The sequence below is a fragment of the Micromonospora solifontis genome (assembly GCF_003725545.1).
GTDB classification, from domain to species: Bacteria; Actinomycetota; Actinomycetes; order Mycobacteriales; family Micromonosporaceae; genus Micromonospora; species Micromonospora solifontis.
This window is the reverse complement of sequence record NZ_RJLN01000018.1, coordinates 42314-61511: the sequence shown is the minus strand read 5'-3', so window position 1 is coordinate 61511 and position 19198 is coordinate 42314. Positions and strand designations below refer to the sequence as shown.

Sequence of the window (19198 nt, the reverse complement as noted above, 5' to 3'; positions counted from 1 at the left end):
GCCGCCGTGGCCATGCAGTTCTACGCCTCGCCCGAGCAGATCATGCGCGACCGTTCCGAGCTGGCTCGCAAGGGCATCGCCCGGGGCCGCAGCGCGGTGGTCCTGAGCTACGAGGGCGGGGTGCTCTTCGTCGCGGAGAACCTGTCCAGCACCCTGCACAAGGTCAGTGAGATCTACGACCGGATCGGCTTCGCCGCGGTGGGCCGGTACAACGAGTTCGAGAACCTGCGCCGCGCCGGGGTGCGGATGGCCGACCTGAACGGCCTGAGCTACGACCGGCGGGACGTGACCGGCCTGGGCCTGGCGAACGCGTTCGCGCAGACGCTGGGCGCGATCTTCACCGAGCAGTCGAAGCCGTTCGAGGTGGAGATCTGTGTGGCGGAGGTGGGCGCGACGCCGGACGACGACTCGCTCTACCGGCTGACCTACGACGGGTCGGTCAACGATGAGCCGGGCCGGATGGCGATGGGCGGGCAGGCCGAGGCGATCACCGGGGTGCTGAAGAACGAGCACCGGCCGGACATGTCGCTGTCCGAGGCGGTCCGGGCCGCGGTCAAGGCGCTGAGCAGCGTGGGCGGGGAGGGCGGCGCGAGCCGTACCATCGCCGCCAACCAGTTGGAGGTGGCGGTCCTGGACCGCCGCCGGGTGGGGCGGACGTTCCGCCGGATCACCGGGGCGGCCCTGACGGCGCTGCTGGACGGGGAGGCGGCCGCGGACACCGCGCCGGCTCCGGGCCGGGCGAAGACCCCGACAGTGCCCACCGAGGAGGCGGGGAAGCCGACCACCTCGGCCGGCTCGGCGGACCTGGAGGGCCAGCAGCAGGAGGAGCAGGCCGGCGAGTGACGTGACGCCTGGCCGCGCCGGCCGGTGTGCCTGTTCAGCGGGGCGCCGCAGCGCCGCGCCCGTCGGCCGGTACCTCGGCTCGGCGGGACGGCGGAGCGTCGGTCCCGGCGGCGTCCGACGGCGGGGCGCCCGGGGAGGTCGCGGCCAGCTGGCGTCGCAGCGCCTCAGCGGCCTGCGTGAGTCGGCGGTCCCCGAGGTGGATCAGCCCGATCGGCGGGTGTCGTAGCGGCTGTCGCGTCGTGACCGTGGCGATCGGCGGTCCGGCCACCCGGGTCGCCGAGCGGGCCAGCAGCGCCACGCCGAGCCCGCAGCTGACCAGTTCCCTGATGCTGGCGGGGCTGTGCGTCTCGAACTGGACCCGGGGCGTGAACCCGGCGGCGGCGCACGCCTGGTCGAGCAGGGTACGCAGGCCGCTGCCGGCGGGCAGGCAGACGAAGGGCTCGTCCCGCAGCGCGGCCAGGGAGACCGCCGCGCGCGGGGCCAGCCGGTGCCCGGGCGGCGTGGCCAGCAGCAGTTCCTCCTCGGACAGCGGCTGCGTGCGGTACCGGGCCGGCAGGTCGGTGTGCAACGGCCCGACGACCAGATCGAGCCGCCCCTGGTCGAGTTCGGCCAGCAGCGCGGCGACCAGTCCGGAGCGCAGGGTCACCGAGATGCCCGGATGCCGCTGGTGGAAGCGGGACAGCGTCTCCGGCAGCGCCAGCGGGCCGAGCACCGGGGTCGCGCCCAGCGCCACCCGGCCGCGCAGCGCGCCGGCGAGCTCGGCGGCCTCGTCGCGGGCGGCGGCGACCTCGGCGAGGATCCGTTCGGCCCGGCTCAGGAACGCTTCACCGGCCGGGGTGAGGGCGACCCGGCGCGTGGTGCGGGCCAGCAGGGTCACGCCGAGTTCCCGTTCGAGCTGGCGGATCTGCGCCGACACCGCGGGCTGCGCGATCCGCAGCTGCTCGGCGGCCCGGGTGAATCCGCCGCAGCGTACGACGGCGGTGAAGTACTGGAGATGCCGTAGTTCCATGTGATTCAGAATCGGGCGCGATGGATCCGGTCACAACTGTGTCTTGGACAGCTGACCGGATCGGGCCCGAGGCTTGGTGGCATGGAACGACGACATCTGGGAGAGCTGTTCTGCTCGGCGATCGGTCTCGGCTGCATGGGCCTGTCCCAGGGCTACGGCCCGGCGGACGAGGACGAGTCGGTCGCCACGATCAGGCGCGCCATCGAGCTCGGGGTGACGATGATCGACACGGCGCAGAGCTATGGCGGGGGCCGCAACGAGGAACTGGTCGGCAGGGCGGTCGCCGGCCGCCGCGACGAGGTCGTGCTGGCCACGAAGTTCGGCATCGTCCGGGATCCGGGCGGCGTCCGGCTCGACGCCCACCCGGACCGGGTCCGGGCGTACTGCGACGCGTCGCTGCGGCGTCTGGGGGTGGAGGTCATCGACCTGTACTACCTGCACCGGGTGGACCCGCAGGTGCCGCTGGCCGACTCGGTGGGCGCCATGGCCGAACTGGTTTCCGCGGGCAAGGTACGCCATCTCGGCGTCTCGGAACTCGGCCCGGAGCAGTTGCGGCAGGCCGCCGCGGTGCACCCGATCGCGGCCCTGCAGTGCGAGTGGTCGCTGTCCTGGCGCGAGGTCGAGGACGACGTGCTGCCGGTGGCCCGGCAGCTGGGCATCGGGTTGGTGCCGTACAGCCCGCTGGGTCGCGGGCTGCTCACCGGGGCGATGCCGGCCGGCGGCTTCGGCGCCGGGGACTTCCGGCACGGGGACGGCCGGTTCTCGGGCCCCGCGCTGGGGCGCAACCTGGCCCTGGTCGAGGCGATCCGCGGGCTGGCCGGCGAGCGTGGTGTCACCGCCCGCCAGCTGGCACTCGCCTGGCTGCTGGCCGAGGCCCCGGACGTGGTGCCGATTCCGGGCACCCGGCGTGCCGGGCGGGTCGCGGAGAACGTCGCCGCAGCGGCCGTCACCCTGTCGGCGGACGACCTCGCTCGGTTGGACTCCGCCATGCCCCGGGACGCCTGGGCCGGTGACCGGCGCTCCTTCGCGGCGCACGGAGTCGTGCGCGGTGCGCGCGCGCCTTCCGGCTGACCAGCGGGACTGCGTGGGACGGTCGGTGGCGCCGGCGGCGGGTCAGGGCCGCGGCTTGAGCCGCTGCCACCAGTCTCGGTTGGCGCGGTACCAGTCGACGGTGGCGGCGAGCCCCGTGTCCAGGTCGACGGTGGGGGACCAGCCCAGCTCCCGGCGGGTGGTGGTGACGTCCAGCGCGTACCGGCGGTCGTGGCCCTTGCGGTCGGCGACCGGCCGGACGCGGTCCCAGCCCGCGCCGCAGGCGGCCAGCAGCCGCCCGGTGAGTTCCCGGTTGGTCAGTTCGGCGCCGCCGCCGAGGTGGTAGACGCCGCCGGGCTGGCCGTGGACCTGCGCCAGGGCGATGCCGTGGCAGTGGTCGTCGACGTGCAACCAGTCCCGGACGTTGCCGCCGTCGCCGTACAGCGGGACGTCGTGGCCGTCGAGCAGGTTGGTGACGAAGAGCGGCACGATCTTCTCCGGGTACTGGTACGGCCCGTAGGTGTTGGCGCCGCGGGTGACCACCACGTCGAGGCCGTGGGTGCGGTGGTAGGCGAGGGCGAGCAGGTCACCGGCGGCCTTGCTGGCCGAGTACGGGGAGCTGGGGTCCAGCGGGGCCTGTTCGGTCCAGGCGCCGGTGGCGATCGAGCCGTACACCTCGTCGGTGGAGACCTGCACGTGTCGGCGGACGCCGTGCCGCAGGGCGGCGTTGACCAGGGTGGCGTCGCGGACGTCGCCGCGTACCACCCGCAGTCGGGGGGCGGCGCGGACCGGGTCGAGGGCGGCCTCGGTGGCCGCGTACGTGTGGGCGTCGAGCACGGTGACGGCGTCCACCGGCAGGTCCGGCTCGGCGCCGGTGAGCAGCCGCCGCACGTACGCGGACCCGATGAAGCCGGCGCCGCCGGTGACCAGGATCCTCACGGCTGGGACGGTACCGGCGGCGGGAGCGGGAGGCCGTGGGATTGCCAGGGGCCGCCGCGGGTGAGACCAGCGGGTTGAGCGCTGCCCATCCGGTGCCTCGGGCGGCTAATGTCACATCATGGATCGGCGAATCTTCGGCCTCGAAACCGAGTACGGCGTCACCTGCACCTATCGCGGGCAGCGCCGGCTGTCCCCCGACGAGGTCGCGCGGTACCTGTTCCGGCGGGTGGTGTCGTGGGGCCGGTCGAGCAACGTGTTCCTGCGCAACGGCGCCCGGCTCTACCTGGACGTGGGCTCGCACCCGGAGTACGCGACCCCCGAGTGTGACTCGGTGACCGACCTGGTCGCGCACGACCGGGCGGGCGAGCGGATCCTGGAGGGGCTGCTCGTCGACGCGGAGAAGCGGCTGCACGACGAGGGCATCGCGGGTGAGATCTACCTGTTCAAGAACAACACCGACTCGGCCGGCAACTCGTACGGCTGCCACGAGAACTATCTGGTGTCCCGGCACGGGGAGTTCGGCCGGCTGGCGGACGTGCTGATCCCGTTCCTGGTCACCCGGCAGTTGATCTGCGGCGCGGGCAAGGTGCTGCAGACGCCGCGCGGGGCGGTCTACTGCCTGTCGCAGCGGGCGGAGCACATCTGGGAAGGGGTGTCCTCGGCGACCACCCGCAGCCGGCCGATCATCAACACCCGGGACGAGCCGCACGCGGACGCGGAGCGCTACCGCCGCCTGCACGTGATCGTCGGTGACTCGAACATGAACGAGGTCACCACCCTGCTCAAGGTCGGCACCGCCGACATCGTGCTGCGGATGATCGAGGCCGGGGTGGTGATGCGTGACCTGACGCTGGAGAACCCGATCCGGGCGATCCGCGAGGTGTCGCACGACATCACCGGCCGGCGCAAGGTGCGGCTGGCCTCCGGCAAGGAGGTGTCCGCGCTGGACATCCAGCAGGAGTACCTGGCCAAGGCGACGGAGTTCGTGGAGCGCCGGGGTGGGGACCAGACCGCGAAGCGGGTGGTGGACCTGTGGGCCCGGGTGCTGCGCGCGGTGGAGACCGGTGACCTGGACCCGGTGGCCCGCGAGATCGACTGGGTGACCAAGCTGAAGCTGATCGAGCGGTACCAGCGCAAGCACGACCTGCCGCTGTCGCATCCGCGGGTGGCGCAGATGGACCTGGCGTACCACGACCTGCGGCGCGGGCGCGGCCTGTACGGGCTGCTCGAGCGGCGGGGCGAGGTGGACCGGGTGGCGACCGACCCGGAGATCTTCGAGGCGAAGGAGACGCCGCCGCAGACCACCCGGGCGCGGCTGCGCGGCGAGTTCATCCGGCACGCGCAGGAGAAGCGGCGCGACTTCACCGTCGACTGGGTGCACCTGAAGCTGAACGACCAGGCCCAGCGCACGGTGCTGTGCAAGGACCCGTTCCGGGCGTACGACGAGCGGGTGGAGCGGCTGATCGCCAGCATGTGACGGCGGGGGCGGCCGGTGGGCGGCACCGGCCGCCCACCCACCGGTACGCTGGCGTCGCGATGAACACTTCCGAACCCTCCGACCGCGATCGTGAGCCCCGGCCGGGCCGCGACTCCGGCACCGAGAAGCTCAACTGGATCGACCGGCGCCGGGAGAAGATCCGCGCCGAGATCGAGCGGAACCGCCGCGGCGAGTACGCGGTGCCGACCTGGGTGCTGGCGGCCGCGCTGATCCTCATCGTGGTCGCCTGGCTGGGGTTGATCCTCTACTTCGGGTGAGCGGTTCTGTCGGGGGCCGACGTTAGCCTCTGCGCCACGAGGGCCGGGTACGCGGTCCTGGCACGGGAGGAGCCGCGGGTGCCGGAGCGTCGCGTCGCGGCCGGGGTGCCGGTGCTGTCCCGTCGGGCGTTGAACCGGGCCACGGTCGCCCGCCAGTTCCTGCTCGACCGGACCGACCAGCCGGCCCTGGACGTGGTGCGCCGGCTGGTCGGGTTGCAGGGCCAGGTGCCGGCCGCGCCCTACCTGGGGTTGTGGTCACGGGTGGCCGGGTTCGGCCGTGACGACCTGACCGGGTTGCTGCTGCGGCGGCAGGTGGTGCGGGCGACCACCGTGCGCGGCACCCTGCACGTGACCGCGGCGGCGGACTACCGGTGGCTGCGCCCGCTGCTGCAACCGCTGATGGCGCGGCTGCAGCGGCAGTTCGCGGGCCGGGCCACCGCGGGCGTCGACCCGGCCGACCTGGTGGCGCACGCGGCCGAGCTGCTGGCCAGGGAGCCGCTGAGCCGGACCCGGTTGCGGGAGCTGCTGGCAAGGCGCTGGCCGGACCATGACCGCAGCGCGTTGCTGCACTCGGTGCAGTACCTGCTGCCGCTGGTGCACCTGCCGCCGGCGGGCACCTGGGGTGGCCGGGTGGACGGTCCGTGCGCGCTCGCGCAGGAGTGGCTCGCCGCCCCGCCGGTGCCGGCCGATCCGGCCGTGCTGGTCCGCCGCTATCTGGCCGCGTTCGGGCCGGCGAGCGTCGCGGACGTGCAGGCCTGGTCGGGACTGACCCGGCTGGCCGAGGTGGTCGAGCCGATCCGGGGCGAGTTGCGGGTGTTCCGCGACGAGCAGGGGCGGGAGCTGTTCGACCTGCCGGACGCGGAGCGGCCCGACCCCGACACGCCGGCGCCGCCCCGGCTGCTTCCGGAGTACGACAACCTCCTGCTGGCGTACGCCGACCGGACCCGGGTGCTCGGCGATGTGGAGCGCCGTCGGGTGCTCACGCCGGCGGTGGCCGCGACGGTGCTGGTGGACGGATTCGTGGCCGGGACCTGGGCGGTCGACCGGGAGGACGGCACAGCGACGCTGCGCGTGCGCCCCTTCCGGTCGCTGGGCGGGGCCGACCGGGAGGCGCTGGCGGCTGAGGCCGGCCGCCTGCTCAACTTCGTCTGCCCGGACCAGCCCGAACGGACGGTGCGCTTCGACTGACACCGGCCGGTGGGGTGATCGAGTCGGCGATCTGGCGGTGTCCACCGGTGCCCGCGCCCGCCACCTCGGCGAGATGGCCGGGGGAGCCCGAGGGAGCGGGTCAGCCGGCGAGGGCGGCGGCGTGCCGGCCGGCGGCGGCCGCGGCCAGGAAGTAGGCGTGGTCGGCGTCGAGCCCGCGTCCCATCGTGGACAACCCCACCGGGCTGGCCCGTAGCGCCGCGTCGAGCCCGTCGGTGGGCACGGTGACGATCCGGTGCCGTTCGGCGAGGGGGGCCAGGTCCGCCACCAGCCGGGCGGCGAGCGCCGGTTCGAGCCCGGCGGGCACGACCAGCTCGGCCGGGGCGAGGGCGACCCGGCCGTACGCGGTGAGGCTGTGGTGGGAGACGCCCCGGTGCCGGGGGCGGGGATCGGCGTCGGAGATCCGCAGCGAGCCGACCGCCCGCCCGCCGAGGGTCGCCACGGCGTTGACCGCCTCGCCGACGGCCACCCCGGAGAATCCCCAGCGGGTGCCGGTGCCCAGGTTGCCCGGTCCCTGGGCGACGATCGCGACGTCGGCGCGCAGCACGTGCCGGGCGGCGAGCAGCCCGCTGTGCAGCGTGGCGGCCTCCAGGTCGCCGCCGAACGCCTGGCCGACGGTGACCGTGCCGACGAGGTGTCCGGCCAGCCCGGCGAGGGTGCGGGAGAACCAGGCGGGCAGCGCCCCGCCGTCGGTGAGCAGGTACGCCACCCGGGCGTGCGGGGCGTCGGCGTGGATGCCGGCGAGGATCGCCGGGAGCGCGGAGTGCAGGTCGGCGGTGACCACCGGCAGCCCGTCCAGGCTCTCGGCGGCGGCCAGCAGCTCGTGGTGCGGGGAGGCCTCCTCGTCCACGCCGAGCAGGATCGGTTGCAGCGGCGTGTAGCGGGCCTTGACCAGGTGGCCGGCGTCGCGGGTGTCGGCGGCCTGCGGCGGGTCGGCCGGCAGCCGGTCGGGCAGGGCGACGACCAGGGCGTATCCGCCGGTGCCCAGGCCCATCAGCAGGGCGCCGGCGTTGAGCAGCACCCGGTCGCCGGGCACCGGGTCGCCGACCAGCGCCGGGTAGGCCAGGGCGCGCAGCCGGCCGCCGTCGGGCAGGTCGACGTCGAGTTCGGCCGCGCCGGCCCACCGCCGCCGTACCGCCGCCACCGTTCCGGACCGCCATCGCACCATGCCCGGCACGCTATCGACCCGGGGACGGGCCGGGCGCGGCCGGGTCGCCCGGCCGTCGGGTCAGGAGCCGCCCCCGGCCGGCTCGTCGACCGGGCGCTGGTTCTCGTCCTGGGTCGGCCGGGCCCGATGCCCCTCGGGGCCGCGCATCGAGCGGGTGGGGTCGAGGAAGACGTACGCGATCTCCGGGTAGTGCTCGGTGAGCCGCCGCTCGGCCTCGTCGGCGGCGGCCTCGATGTCGGCGGCGGTGGCGTCGTCGCAGAAGTCGACCTTGGCGGCGACCAGGATGTCCTCCGGGCCGAGCAGCATGGTCATCAGCGTGTCGACCCGGTCCACCTCCGGCAGCGCCTCCAGCTCCTCCTCGATCCGCCGGTGCACCCGGTCGGACACCGCCCGGCCCACCAGCAGTGAGATGTTGCTCCGGGCCAGGATGCCGGCGACCACCAGCAGCAGCACGCCGATCAGGATCGAGGCGATGCCGTCGTAGAGCTCGTCGGCGGTGAGTTCGGAGAGCCCGAGGCCGACGCCGGCGATCAGCAGGCCGACCAGGGCCGCGCTGTCCTCCAGGAAGACCGCCTTCACCGTGGTGTCCGGGGTCAGCCGCAGGTAGCGGTGCGGACTGGACCGCCAGCGGCGGGACTCGCGGCGTACCTGCCGGATCGCCCGAGCCAGCGACACCGACTCGATCACGAACGAGATCGCCAGCACGAGGTACGAGGCCCGATAGTTCCCGGTGTGCTCGTGCACGAGGATCGTGGTGACGCCGTGGGTGATGGCGAAGCCCGCCCCGACGACGAAGGTGAACAGGGCGGCCAGGAACGCCCAGACGTAGCTCTCCTTGCCGTACCCGAACGGGTGCCGGCGGTCGGCGGGCCGCGCCCCCCGCCGCAACGCCAGGTAGAGCAGCACCTCGGTGGTGGTGTCGGCGAGCGAGTGGGCGGCCTCGGAGAGCATCGCCGCGGAGCCGGAGATCAGGCCGGCGACCAGCTTGGCGACCGCGATGGCGAGGTTCGCCGCGCCGGCCACCACGACGGTGCCGACGCTCTCGGCCTTGGCCTCCGCTTCCGACATGCGCTCACCCTATGGCCGGTCCCGGTGGTCCGCGCGGTGAGCGGAGCCGGCCGGGGGCGGTGTGGCGCGGATCGCCTGGCGAGGTACCTCGGGCTCGGCGCGCGCCGCGACCGGGAGCGGTGGCCCCCCCCGTGCGGCGCGCCCGCGCGGGGTGCACGCTCACGCCGCGCGGGCTGCTAGCGTTCAGGCGTGTCGCGGATCCGTACCGAACGCCTGGTCAACCTGGTGATCTGTCTGCTCTCCACGCGACGGTTCCTCACCGCCGCGCAGATCGCCGCGACCGTGCCCGGCTACGAGCACGACCCGGACGACGTCAAGGACCACGAGGCGTTCCAGCGCAAGTTCGAACGGGATAAGGCCGAGCTGCGTGAGCTGGGGGTGCCCCTGGAGACCGGGACGGCCAGCGTCTTCGACGCCGAGCCCGGCTACCGGATCGCCCACCGGGAGTACGCGCTGCCCGACATCCCCCTCGAACCGGACGAGGCCGCCGCGGTGGGCATCGCCGCCCGGCTGTGGCAGCACGCCGGCCTGGCCACCGCCGCCTCCTCCGGGCTGGCCAAGCTGCGCGCCGCCGGCATCGACGTGGACCCGCAGGCGACCCTCGGCGTGGAGCCGATGGTCACGGTCGACCCGGCGTTCGCCCCGCTGACCGCCGCGGCCCGGGACCGCCGGGAGGTCAACTTCGACTACCGGGTGCCGGACCGGGACGCGCCGACGCGCCGCCGGCTGCAGCCCTGGGGCGTGGTCTGCTGGCGCGGCCGGTGGTACGTGGTCGGGCACGACCTGGACCGGGCGGCCACCCGCTGCTTCCGGCTCTCCCGGGTGGTGGGCGCGGTGCGGGCGACCGGTGACCCGGGGGCGTACCAGCCGCCCGCCGGGGTGGACCTGATCAGCCACGTCGCCCGCTGGTCCGGGCCGGTCGAGCGGACCGGGCGGGCCACCGTGCTGGTCGCCCCGGGCCGGGCCGCCGGGCTGCGCCGTTGGGCGGTGCAGTCCACCGCCGGGCCGGACGGCGACCGTCTGGTGCTGCCGTACGCCGACGCGGACTTCCTCGCCGGCCAGCTCACCGGCTACGGCCCGGACGTGCGGGTGCTGGACCCGCCGGAGGTACGCGAGGCCGTGATCCAACGGCTGAAGGAGATCGTCGCCCGGCACGACGAGCTGGCGGCGCCCGGGGGTGTCCGGTGACCCGCCCGGCGGCCCGGGGTGGCCGCACCTCGGCGGACCGGCTGGCCCGGCTGCTCAACCTGGTGCCCTACCTGCTGGCCCGCCCCGGCATCGAGATCGCCGAGGCGGCGCGGGACCTCGGGGTGACCGAGAAGCAGCTGCGCGAGGACCTGGAGCTGCTCTGGGTGTGCGGGCTGCCCGGCTACGGGCCGGGCGACCTGATCGACATGGCGTTCGACGGTGACCGGGTGACCATCACCTACGACGCCGGCATCGACCGTCCGCTGCGGCTCACCCCGGACGAGGCGCTCGCGCTGGTGGTGGCGCTGCGGATGCTCGCCGAGACGCCCGGGGTGGCCAACCGGGAGGCCGTGGAGCGGGCCCTGGCCAAGATCGAGAGCGCGGCCGGTGACCTGGCCGGCGCGCCGGTCGAGGTGCGGCTGCCCGGGGACAACGCCCGGGTCCGCGAGCTGCGCGCCGCCGTGGAGCGCGGCCGGGCGCTGCGGATCACCTACTACACGGCGGCCCGGGACGAGACCACCGAGCGGACCATCGACCCGCTGCGGATGCTGATGGTGGGCGGCCGGGCGTACGTGGAGGCGTGGTGCCGCCGGGCCGAGGCGGTCCGGCTGTTCCGGGCCGACCGGATCGACGCGATCACCGAGCTGGCCGAGCCGGCCGTGGTGCCCCCGCAGGCCCGCCCGCACGACCTCAGCGACGGGGTGTTCCGCCCCTCGCCCGACCTGCCGCTGATCACCCTGCGGATCGGCCGGGGCGAGCGGTGGATCACCGAGTACTACCCGTGCGAGCGGGTCGAGGCCGACGGCGAGCAGTGGCTGGTGTCCCTGCGGGTCACCGACCTGGGCTGGGCGCGGCGGTTCGTGCTCGGGCTCGGCTCGGACGTCACCGTGCTGGCGCCCGCCGAGCTGGCCGAGCAGGTCCGCGCCCAGGCGGTCGCCGCGCTGGACGCGTACGCGTCGCCGGCCGAGCGCGCCGACCCGGCGGTGGCCGGCGTCCCCCGGTAGGCTGACCGCCGTGGTGACGTGGATCGTGGTCGGGGTCGTGGTGTTCGCCGTCGTCGTGCTGGCCCTGGCGGTCCGGCCGGTGCTGGCGCGGCTGCCCCGGCTGCGCCGGGCGGCGCTCGCGCTGCAGGGTCGCCAGGCCGAGGCGGAGGCGCTGCGCTCGGCCGCCGAGTCGCTCCAGGAGCGGGCGGAGGCGCTGCAGGAGCGGGTCGTCGTCGTGCAGGAGCGGATGACGTTGATCAAGGCCAGGCGCGGTAGGTGATCGACAGCGGTCGGTCCGGCGCGCACCGGCTGCGCGTTCCGGGGCGACTTCGCGCAGGATCGCGCCCGGACGGGTGGTTGACGGGACAGTTCGGGTTGGTCGAAACTTCACCGGCCGGGCCCGCATCGAGGGGCCGGGTGGGGTGGCAAGGCTCATGCGCGCACGTACGATGGGCTGCGACCACCCCTTCACCACACTGACCGACTGGAGCTTCCCATGGGTGCCCTCAAGCCGTGGCACATCGCCGTACTCGTGGTCGTGCTGATCCTGCTCTTCGGCGCGAAGCGGCTCCCCGACGCGGCCCGTTCGCTGGGCCGCTCGCTGCGGATCATCAAGGCCGAGACCAAGAGCCTGCACGACGACGACCGCGACCTGGCCGAGAAGGCCGACGCGCAGGCCGGCTACCAGCCGCTCCCGCCGCAGCAGCAGTACGCGCAGCCGCAGCAGCAGTTCGCCCCGCAGCCGCAGCAGCCGGTCGCCCCGCCGGTCGACCCGGTGCAGCGCGTCCGCGAGAACTGATCCGAGAGGGCCTCACACCGTGGCCTTCGGGTTGAAGAAGCGCGGCCCGAGCGACTTCGAGCGGGCCGCCGACGGCTCGATGACGCTCATGGAGCACATCCGTGAGCTGCGCAACCGGCTGTTCCGCGCCTCGCTGGCGATCGTGGCGGGCCTGATCGCCGGTTTCTGGCTCGCCGACCCGGTGTTCCTGCTACTCAAACGGCCGTACTGCCGGCTGCCCGGCACGCTCGACGCGGCGGGGCACTGCCAGGACCTGCTGGCGCTGGCGCCGACCACCGGTTTCGTGCTGAAGCTGAAGCTGGCGCTCTGGCTCGGCCTGATCATCGGCGGGCCGGTCTGGCTCTACCAGCTCTGGGCGTTCATCGCCCCCGGCCTGCACCGGCACGAGCGCAAGTGGGCCTACGTCTTCGTGTCGATCGCCGCGCCGCTGTTCGCGGCCGGCGGGGTGCTGGCCTACTTCGTGGTCGACAAGGGCCTCGGGTTCCTCATGGAGTCCGGGGTGGGCGGGCTGTCCAACCAGTTCGAGGTCAGCGCGTACATCGGGTTCGTCACCAACATGATCCTGTTGTTCGGGGTGGCGTTCGAGTTCCCGCTGATCCTGCTCATGCTCAACTTCACCGGGGTGGCGAGCGCCCGGCGCCTGCTCAGCTGGTGGCGTGCGGTGATCTTCGTGTCCTTCGCGTTCGCCGCGGTCGCCACGCCGGACCCGGGTCCGTTCGGCATGACCCTGCTGGCCGCCGCGCTCTCGCTGCTCTACTTCGTCGCGGTCGGGGTGGCCTTCCTCAACGACAAGCGGCGCGGGCGGGGCCGGGAGATCTACGCGGACGTCGCCGACGACGAGGTGTCGCCGCTGGACCTCTCCGTGGAGCCGGTGGAGGCGGCCGGGCGGGTGGAGGCGTCCGCCCCGATCGGGGCGCCGCAGCCGATCGCCGCTCCCGCGCCGATCGAGCGCCGCTACGACGACATGACCTGACGGTCACCGCCGTCGACCGGAAACGCCGCCCCCGCCCGGGGCGGCGTTTCGCATACCCGGGGTCCGAGCGCGGCGGTCCGGCGGTCCGGCGGGGACCGGCGGCATACTGGCGGCCGTGATCGACAACCCCCCGCCCGGCCGCCCGGACCTCGCCTCGGCGCTGCGCTTCCTGACCGAACTGGTCGCCTGGGTCGCCACCCCGTGGGCGCTCGCCCCGCACTCCGTGGTCCTCGCCGTCGCCTCGGTGGTGGTGCTGATCGGCCTGCCCACCGTGTTCGCCACCCCCGGCGACAAGAAGCAGGTGCTGGTGCCGGTGCCCGGAATGGTGACCATCGGGCTGGTGCTGCTGCAACTGGTCGCCGCGGTGGTCTCGGCCTGGGCGGCCTGGCCCCGGCCGGCGGCTGTGGCGGTCACCGTGCTGGCCCTGGCCACGGTGGTCACCGAGCTGCCGCGCTGGCGCCGGCTGGCCCCGCTCGCCCGCGACGGCCGCCCGCGCCGTACGGCCTCCTGACCGTCGGCCGGTCGACCGGCGCGGTCGCCTGTCCCGCCCCGGGTACCCGGTCGGTCCACCTGCCGACCCGGGCGGACGGGCACGCCGGCGTGGGTTCCGTGGATCCGAGCGTCCCCGCCCCGGCCCGGCGATAGTCTGGGGCGGCGCCGGACCCGTGGCCGGAGCGTTCGTCGTCGCAGCCCACGGGCCGTCAGCCGGAGCGGGGGCTGCGGTGACGGCCCTCTCCGGGGAGGCGGGTGGGTGTCCGATCCGATCGAGGCGTTCTTCGCGCGGCTCGCCCGGGACGCTCCGCAGCGGCTGCTGCGCCGCACCGTCGGCACCATCCGGTTCGAGTTGGACGGGCCCGGCGGGGTGGAGGTGTGGCACGTGAGCATCGCCGACGGCCGGGTGGCGGTGAGCCGTACCGGGGAGGCGGCCGACACGGTGATCCGTACCGACCGGGAGTTCTTCGGGCGGATGGCCCGGGGCGAGGCCAAACCGCTCACCGCCTGGCTGCGCAACGACCTCACCGCGGAGGGCCGGTTCCGCTTCGTGGTCCTGCTGGAGCGGCTCTTCCCCCCGCCGCCGGGTGCCCGCCATCCCCGGTCCGTCGGCGCCGCACCCGGAGAACCGGGATGAAGTCGGACCTGGTCCGGGTGCTGGACGGCAACATCTTCGTGCTCAGCGAGCACAACGGCGACATCGAGGCGACCGTCGCCAACCCGTGCGGCTTCTTCGACTTCGACACCCGGTTCCTGTGCCGGTGGCAGCTGCGCCTGAACGGCGAGCGGCTGACCCCGCTCTCCGTGGCCGAGCGGGATCACGTCACCCTGCGGTTCTTCCTGGTTCCCGGCGCGCCGACGCACTACGTGGACGCCACGTCCTCGGTGATCCGGGAGCGCGCGATCACCGGCGGCGCCTTCGAGGAACGGCTCACCGTGCTCAACCACGACCGCGAGCCGGTGGAGTTCACCGTACGGCTCGACGTGGCCAGCGACTTCGCGCCGATCCTGTCGGTGAGCGAGGAGCGCACGCCGCCGGGCCGGCTCTACCGCCGGGTGGAGGACGGCGGCCTGCGGTTGGGCTACCGGCGGGACCGGTTCCAGCGCGAGACGCTGATCACCAGCAGCGAACCGGCGCAGATCGACGAGCACGGCCTGACGTACACGGTCCGGCTGGCCCCGAAGCAGAGCTGGACGACCACGCTGCGGGTGCAGGGGCTGGCGCTGCGCCCCGACGGCCAGGACGTGCGCGAGCACCTGGACCGGCCACCCCGGCGCAGCGCCGCCGAACGGCGGCACGACCTCGCCGCGTGGCTGGACCGGGCCCCCACCCTCAGCTGCGACTGGAGCGCGCTGACCACCACATACCGGCGGAGCCTGGTGGACCTGGCGGCGCTGCGCTACTCGCCGCTGACCCTGCCCGAGGACGTGATGCCCGCCGCCGGCCTGCCCTGGTCGGCCACCATCACCGGCCGGGACAGCATCCTCACCAGCTTCGAGGCGCTGCCGGTGGCCCCGGAACTGGCCCTCGCGACCCTGCGGATGCTCGGCATCGACCAGGGCGCGGTGCTCGACGACTTCCGGGACGAGGAGCCGGGCAAGATCCTGCACGAGTTCCGCTACGGCGAGATGGTGGCCTTCGAGGAGCGCCCGGAGTCGCCGTACTACGGCAGCGCCGACGCCACCCCGCTCTACGTGGTCCTGCTCGACGAGTACGAGCGGTGGACCGGCGACACCGACCTGGTCCGGCAGTTCGAGGACGAGGCCCGCGCGGCGCTGGACTGGATCGACGAGTACGGCGACATCCTCGGCGACGGCTACGTGCGCTACCGGCGGCGCAACGAGCGGACCGGGGTGCGGAACCAGGGCTGGAAGGACACGCCGGAGGCGATCTGCCACGCCGACGGGCGGCTGCCGGGCCCGCCGCTGGCAACCTGTGAGCTGCAGGGGTACGCGTACGACGCGAAGCGGCGCGGGGCGCGGCTGGCCCGCGAGTTCTGGGGCGACCCGGCGTACGCCGGGCGGCTGGATCGGGAGGCCGCCGCCCTGCGGGAGCGCTTCGACCGGGACTTCTGGCTCGCCGACCGGGGCTACTACGCGCTGGCCCTGGACGGCGACGGCCGCCAGGTCGACGGGCTCGCCTCCAACATGGGGCACCTGCTGTGGAGCGGCATCGTCCCGGAGTCCCGGGCGGCCCGGGTGGTGGAGCAGCTGATGGACCCCCGGCTCTTCTCCGGTTGGGGCGTGCGGACCTTCGCCGAGGGGCAGGACCGGTACAACCCGCTCGGCTACCACCTGGGCGCGGTGTGGCCGTTCGACAACGCGCTGATCGCCTGGGGGCTGCGCCGGTACGGCTTCGCCGAGGAGGCCGGCCGGATCGCCGAGGCCGTCGTCGACGCGGCCGCGTACTTCGACGGTCAGCTGCCCGAGGCGTTCGCCGGCTACCCGCGCGAACTCACCCACTATCCGGTGCGGTACCCGACCGCCAACAGCCCGCAGGCGCTGGCGACCGGGGCGCCGTTCCTGCTGCTGCGCGCCCTGCTCGGCCTGGAGCCGGCGGGGGAGCACCTGCTGATGTCCCCCCGGGTGCCGGCGCGCTTCGGCCGGGTGGAGCTGCTGGACGTGCCCGGCCGGTGGGGCCGGATCGACGTGATCAGCAGCGGGCTCGGCCAGCCGGACCGGTGAGCCGGGGCAGGGCGGGGCCGTGGTTGGATGGCGGGGTGCAGTTCACCGTGACAGACGTGCCGGAGCGGGAGCGGTTCGAGGCGCGGGACGAGACCGGGGCGACCGCCGGCGTCGTCACCTATCAGCTGACCGGCAACATCATCGTCTACACCCACACCGAGGTCGACCCGGCGTTCGAGGGCAGGGGCGTCGGCTCGACCCTGGCCCGGGCGGTGATGGACGACGCGCGGGCCAGGGGGCGGACCGTGGTGCCCGTCTGCCCGTTCCTCGCCGGATGGCTGGAGAAGCACCCCGAGTACGCCCCGATCGTGGCCCGGTCGACCCGCAAGCTCAAGTGACCCGTACCCGGCACCGTCTCCCCTGGTGAGCGGGGCGGGTCGTGCCGTACGGTGCTCGCCGTGACCGCGCACGATCATCTCCCGTCCGGCCCCGTCGCCGTGCTCGCCAACCCGACCGCTGGCCGGGGGCGACACCGCGGGCTGCTGCCCCGGTTGCTGGAGCGGCTGGCCGGCGCGGGCCGGCCGGTGCGCCTGCTCGAGGCGACGAGCCCGGGGGAGGCGGAGGCGGCCTGTCGGGCGGCGGTCGCCGACGGGGCCGGCGCGCTCGTGGCGGTTGGCGGCGACGGCACGGTCCACCGCGCGGTGCAGGCGGTCGCCGGCACTGCGGTGCCGTTCGGCCCGGTCCCCGCCGGCACCGGCAACGACTTCGCGGTCGAGACCGGCTACCCGGCCGACCCGGTGGCGGCCGTCGGCGTGATCACCGACGCGCTGCGCGACGGCCGGGCCCGGCCCGTCGACCTGGCCCGGCTGACCACCCCCGACGGGGGCGACCGCTGGTACGGCGCGGTGCTCGCGGCCGGCTTCGACGCGATCGTCAACGAGCGGGCCAACCGGATGGCCTGGCCACGCGGCCCCCGCCGGTACGACCTGGCCATCCTGGTCGAGTTGGCCCGGTTGCGGCCGCGCCGCTACCGGCTGCGCCTCGACGACGAGGAGCACGAGCTGGACGCGGTGCTGGTGGCGGTGGGCAACGCCGCCAGCTACGGCGGCGGGATGCGGATCTGCCCGGACGCCGACCCGACCGACGGGCTGCTGGACGTGGTCGTCGGCGGTCGCTTCGACCGGCGCACCCTGATGCGGGTCAAGCCCCGCATCTACCAGGGGACCCACGTGGCGCACCCGCTCGTCCGCGCCTACCGGGCCCGCACGGTGGAGCTGGACGCGGCCGGCATCACCACGTACGTCGACGGGGAGCGGGCGTTCGACCTGCCGGTGCGGATCAGCGCGGTGCCGGCGGCGGTGCGGCTGCTGCACTGACCAGTGCCGAGCCCTCCGGCCCGGCGTCGCCGGGCGGCGGGCCCGCCGCCCGGCCGGCCCGGACCGCGCCGATGCTCGCGGCGATCACCAGGCCGATCGCCAGGACCTCCACCGGGTGCAGCGCCTGACCGAGGACCAGCCAGCCGGCCAGGGCCGCGATCGCCGGCCCGAGGCTCATCAGCACCGCGAAGGTCGAGGTGGGCAGCCGGCGCAGCGCCAGCAGCTCCAGCGTGTACGGCAGCACCGAGGCGAGCAGCGCCAGCCCGGTGCCGAGCCCCAGGACCGCCGGGTGCCACAGCCGGCCGCCCGACCCGATCAGCCCGATGGGCAGGGTGACCAGCGCGGCCACCGCCAACGCCAGGGCCAGCCCGTCGGCCCGGGGGAACCGGCCGCCGACCCGCGCCGAGCAGACGATGTACGCGGCCCACAACGTCCCGGCGCCCAGCGCCAGCGCGGCGCCGACCGGGTCGAGCCGGTCGAAGCCGCCGTGGCCGAGCAGGGCCACCCCGGCCAGCGCCAGCCCGGCCCAGCACCAGGCGGCGAGCCGCCGGGCGGTCACCACGGACAGCACCAGCGGCCCGAGCACCTCCAGGGTGACCGCCGGACCGAGCGGGATCCGTTCGATGGCCTGGTAGAAGACCGAGTTCATGCCGGCCAGGGCCAGCCCGAAGGCGACCACGGCGGTCCAGCCGCCCCGGCCGTGGCCGCGCAGCCGGGGCCGGCAGACGGCCAGCATCAGCAGCGCCCCGATGGTCAGCCGCAGCGTCACCGCGCCCGCCACCCCGGTACGCGGGAACAGCAGCGCGGCGACCGCCGAGCCGAACTGCACCGACAGCGCCCCGCCGAGGACCAGCCCGACCGCGCCGAGCCGACCCGCCGGGCGGTGGCCGGGGGCGGACCGGGGGCGCGTCATGCCGGTGACGCGGGCAGGGCGAGGTCGAGCACCGCGCCCAGCCCGTTGGGGCGGCCGGCGTCGGCGCCGGGCAGCACCAGGACGGCGCAGCCGGCCCGTACCGCGCCCGCGTCGGCCGGGGTGTCGCCCACCATCAGGGCACGCTCCGGGTCGACGCCGAGCATCCCGCACGCCCGCAGGAAGATCCCCGGGTCCGGCTTGCAGCGCCCCACCTCGTACGACAGCGCGTACGCGTCGATCAGCCCGTCCAGGCCCCAGGCCGTGAACAGCGGCCGGATGTCGAACCCGATGTTGCTGACCACGGCCACCTTCACCCCGGCCTGGCGCAGCGCCTTGAGCACCGCCTCGGTGTCCGGGTACGGCACCCAGCCCTCGGGGATCAGCACCCGCTCGTAGAGCGCCTCGGCGAACCCGTCGATGCCGGCGTCGACCGTTTCGGCCAACCCGGTGTACGCGCCCCGGTGGGCGTGCTCGTAGAGGTCACGGTCGGCCCACAGCTCGGCGAGCCGGGGCGGCACCCGGGCGGGCAACGGGCCGCCCGCCCGGCCGGTGGTGAGCAGCCGGTCGGCCAGTGCGGTGGCCCGCATCCGGTCCAACTCCACCCCGCACGCCGCCGCGGCGGCCAGCACCCACTCGCGGGGGTCCTCCACCTGGGCGAGGGTGCCGTGGAAGTCGAGGAGCACCCCCTCCACGGGACGGCGGGACGGGCTCGCGCGGACGACGTCGTCGGCGTCGCTCGAGGCATGGGGTGGTTCGGCATGATCCGGCACGTCGTGCACCCTACCGACCCGCCCCGACCGCCCTGCCGGACGGCCTTGGCCGGTGCCCGTCC

The 19198-nt window shown here is 74.8% G+C and carries 21 protein-coding genes; 15 read left to right on the top strand and 6 right to left on the bottom strand.

The features are described 5' to 3' along the window. The first annotated feature begins 6 nt into the window (after positions 1–6). On the top strand, positions 7–843 hold the full coding sequence (gene prcA / locus EFE23_RS09075) for a proteasome subunit alpha (protein ID WP_123240462.1): 837 nt from the start codon (positions 7–9) through the stop codon (positions 841–843). A 34-nt stretch (positions 844–877) separates the two neighbouring features. On the opposite strand, the gene EFE23_RS09070 is transcribed toward prcA, so the two are convergent. Further along, on the bottom strand, positions 878–1852 hold the full coding sequence (locus EFE23_RS09070) for a LysR family transcriptional regulator (protein ID WP_123240461.1): 975 nt from the start codon (positions 1850–1852) through the stop codon (positions 878–880). 81 nt (positions 1853–1933) lie between these two features. Here EFE23_RS09070 and EFE23_RS09065 point away from each other — a divergent pair, with 81 nt between their 5' ends. Further along, on the top strand, positions 1934–2923 hold the full coding sequence (locus EFE23_RS09065; RefSeq protein WP_233600927.1) for an aldo/keto reductase: 990 nt from the start codon (positions 1934–1936) through the stop codon (positions 2921–2923). A 42-nt stretch (positions 2924–2965) separates the two neighbouring features. Here EFE23_RS09065 and EFE23_RS09060 read toward each other — a convergent pair whose 3' ends face one another. After that, positions 2966–3820 carry a dTDP-glucose 4,6-dehydratase gene (locus EFE23_RS09060; protein WP_123240459.1) on the bottom strand — a complete coding sequence of 285 codons (855 nt, stop codon included), beginning with the start codon at positions 3818–3820 and terminating at the stop codon, positions 2966–2968. Between the two features lie 118 nt (positions 3821–3938). Between EFE23_RS09060 and pafA the strand changes: the two genes are divergently transcribed. The 3 genes from pafA (at position 3939) to EFE23_RS09045 (ending at position 6763) form a co-directional block, all read left to right on the top strand. Next, positions 3939–5297, top strand: coding sequence for a Pup--protein ligase (gene pafA, locus EFE23_RS09055; protein ID WP_123240458.1), 1359 nt, complete (start codon positions 3939–3941; stop codon positions 5295–5297). A 59-nt stretch (positions 5298–5356) separates the two neighbouring features. Next, complete coding sequence (locus EFE23_RS09050; RefSeq protein WP_123240484.1) at positions 5357–5575, top strand: hypothetical protein; 219 nt, start codon at positions 5357–5359, stop codon at positions 5573–5575. Positions 5576–5653: 78 nt separating this feature from the next. Continuing rightward, positions 5654–6763 (top strand): winged helix DNA-binding domain-containing protein, encoded by a 1110-nt coding sequence (locus EFE23_RS09045; RefSeq protein WP_233600926.1) that lies wholly within the window; start codon positions 5654–5656, stop codon positions 6761–6763. 100 nt (positions 6764–6863) lie between these two features. On the opposite strand, the gene EFE23_RS09040 is transcribed toward EFE23_RS09045, so the two are convergent. Together EFE23_RS09040 and EFE23_RS09035 are read right to left on the bottom strand one after the other, a co-directional pair. Next, a complete protein-coding gene (locus EFE23_RS09040; protein ID WP_123240457.1) occupies positions 6864–7949 on the bottom strand; it encodes a DUF3866 family protein in 1086 nt (361 codons plus the stop codon). Positions 7950–8009: 60 nt separating this feature from the next. Beyond that, positions 8010–9017 carry a cation diffusion facilitator family transporter gene (locus tag EFE23_RS09035; protein WP_123240456.1) on the bottom strand — a complete coding sequence of 336 codons (1008 nt, stop codon included), beginning with the start codon at positions 9015–9017 and terminating at the stop codon, positions 8010–8012. 189 nt (positions 9018–9206) lie between these two features. Between EFE23_RS09035 and EFE23_RS09030 the strand changes: the two genes are divergently transcribed. From EFE23_RS09030 to EFE23_RS08985, 10 genes are all read left to right on the top strand, one after another. Further along, entirely contained in the window at positions 9207–10205 is a 999-nt protein-coding gene (locus EFE23_RS09030; RefSeq protein WP_123240455.1) for a helix-turn-helix transcriptional regulator, read from the top strand. Next, positions 10202–11209, top strand: coding sequence for a helix-turn-helix transcriptional regulator (locus tag EFE23_RS09025; RefSeq protein WP_123240454.1), 1008 nt, complete (start codon positions 10202–10204; stop codon positions 11207–11209). Before EFE23_RS09030 ends, EFE23_RS09025 begins: the two co-directional genes overlap by 4 nt. Positions 11210–11219: 10 nt before the next feature. Continuing rightward, a complete protein-coding gene (locus tag EFE23_RS09020) occupies positions 11220–11468 on the top strand; it encodes a hypothetical protein (RefSeq protein WP_123240453.1) in 249 nt (82 codons plus the stop codon). Between the two features lie 216 nt (positions 11469–11684). Beyond that, positions 11685–11987 (top strand): Sec-independent protein translocase subunit TatA, encoded by a 303-nt coding sequence (gene tatA, locus EFE23_RS09015; RefSeq protein WP_123240452.1) that lies wholly within the window; start codon positions 11685–11687, stop codon positions 11985–11987. Between the two features lie 19 nt (positions 11988–12006). Then, on the top strand, positions 12007–12960 hold the full coding sequence (gene tatC / locus EFE23_RS09010) for a twin-arginine translocase subunit TatC (RefSeq protein WP_123240451.1): 954 nt from the start codon (positions 12007–12009) through the stop codon (positions 12958–12960). 115 nt (positions 12961–13075) lie between these two features. Continuing rightward, entirely contained in the window at positions 13076–13471 is a 396-nt protein-coding gene (locus tag EFE23_RS09005) for a hypothetical protein (RefSeq protein WP_199736985.1), read from the top strand. 240 nt (positions 13472–13711) lie between these two features. Continuing rightward, positions 13712–14089 (top strand): SCP2 sterol-binding domain-containing protein, encoded by a 378-nt coding sequence (locus EFE23_RS09000; protein ID WP_158675843.1) that lies wholly within the window; start codon positions 13712–13714, stop codon positions 14087–14089. Next, positions 14086–16137 carry an amylo-alpha-1,6-glucosidase gene (locus EFE23_RS08995; RefSeq protein ID WP_123240448.1) on the top strand — a complete coding sequence of 684 codons (2052 nt, stop codon included), beginning with the start codon at positions 14086–14088 and terminating at the stop codon, positions 16135–16137. The genes EFE23_RS09000 and EFE23_RS08995 overlap by 4 nt, the downstream gene beginning before the upstream one ends. Before the next feature lie 35 nt (positions 16138–16172). Continuing rightward, positions 16173–16475 (top strand): GNAT family N-acetyltransferase, encoded by a 303-nt coding sequence (locus EFE23_RS08990; protein WP_123240447.1) that lies wholly within the window; start codon positions 16173–16175, stop codon positions 16473–16475. A 51-nt stretch (positions 16476–16526) separates the two neighbouring features. Further along, positions 16527–17453, top strand: a complete 927-nt coding sequence (locus tag EFE23_RS08985) for a diacylglycerol kinase (RefSeq protein WP_123240446.1) — start codon at positions 16527–16529, stop codon at positions 17451–17453. On the opposite strand, the gene EFE23_RS08980 is transcribed toward EFE23_RS08985, so the two are convergent. After that, complete coding sequence (locus EFE23_RS08980; RefSeq protein WP_123240445.1) at positions 17416–18366, bottom strand: EamA family transporter; 951 nt, start codon at positions 18364–18366, stop codon at positions 17416–17418. The two genes, EFE23_RS08985 and EFE23_RS08980, sit on opposite strands and share 38 nt — an antisense overlap. Continuing rightward, entirely contained in the window at positions 18363–19136 is a 774-nt protein-coding gene (locus tag EFE23_RS08975; protein WP_123240482.1) for an HAD family hydrolase, read from the bottom strand. The genes EFE23_RS08980 and EFE23_RS08975 overlap by 4 nt, the downstream gene beginning before the upstream one ends. Positions 19137–19198: the final 62 nt, after the last annotated feature.

Excerpts from the sequence above, each read along its gene's own strand:
- EFE23_RS09070 (WP_123240461.1), bottom strand. The coding sequence starts at position 1,852 with ATGGAACTACGGCATCTCCAGTACTTCACCGCCGTCGTACGCTGCGGC.
- EFE23_RS09065 (WP_233600927.1), top strand. The coding sequence starts at position 1,934 with ATGGAACGACGACATCTGGGAGAGCTGTTCTGCTCGGCGATCGGTCTC.
- pafA (WP_123240458.1), top strand. The coding sequence starts at position 3,939 with ATGGATCGGCGAATCTTCGGCCTCGAAACCGAGTACGGCGTCACCTGC.
- EFE23_RS09050 (WP_123240484.1), top strand. The coding sequence starts at position 5,357 with ATGAACACTTCCGAACCCTCCGACCGCGATCGTGAGCCCCGGCCGGGC.
- EFE23_RS09040 (WP_123240457.1), bottom strand. The coding sequence starts at position 7,949 with ATGGTGCGATGGCGGTCCGGAACGGTGGCGGCGGTACGGCGGCGGTGG.
- EFE23_RS09035 (WP_123240456.1), bottom strand. The coding sequence starts at position 9,017 with ATGTCGGAAGCGGAGGCCAAGGCCGAGAGCGTCGGCACCGTCGTGGTG.
- tatA (WP_123240452.1), top strand. The coding sequence starts at position 11,685 with ATGGGTGCCCTCAAGCCGTGGCACATCGCCGTACTCGTGGTCGTGCTG.
- EFE23_RS08995 (WP_123240448.1), top strand. The coding sequence starts at position 14,086 with ATGAAGTCGGACCTGGTCCGGGTGCTGGACGGCAACATCTTCGTGCTC.
- EFE23_RS08980 (WP_123240445.1), bottom strand. The coding sequence starts at position 18,366 with ATGACGCGCCCCCGGTCCGCCCCCGGCCACCGCCCGGCGGGTCGGCTC.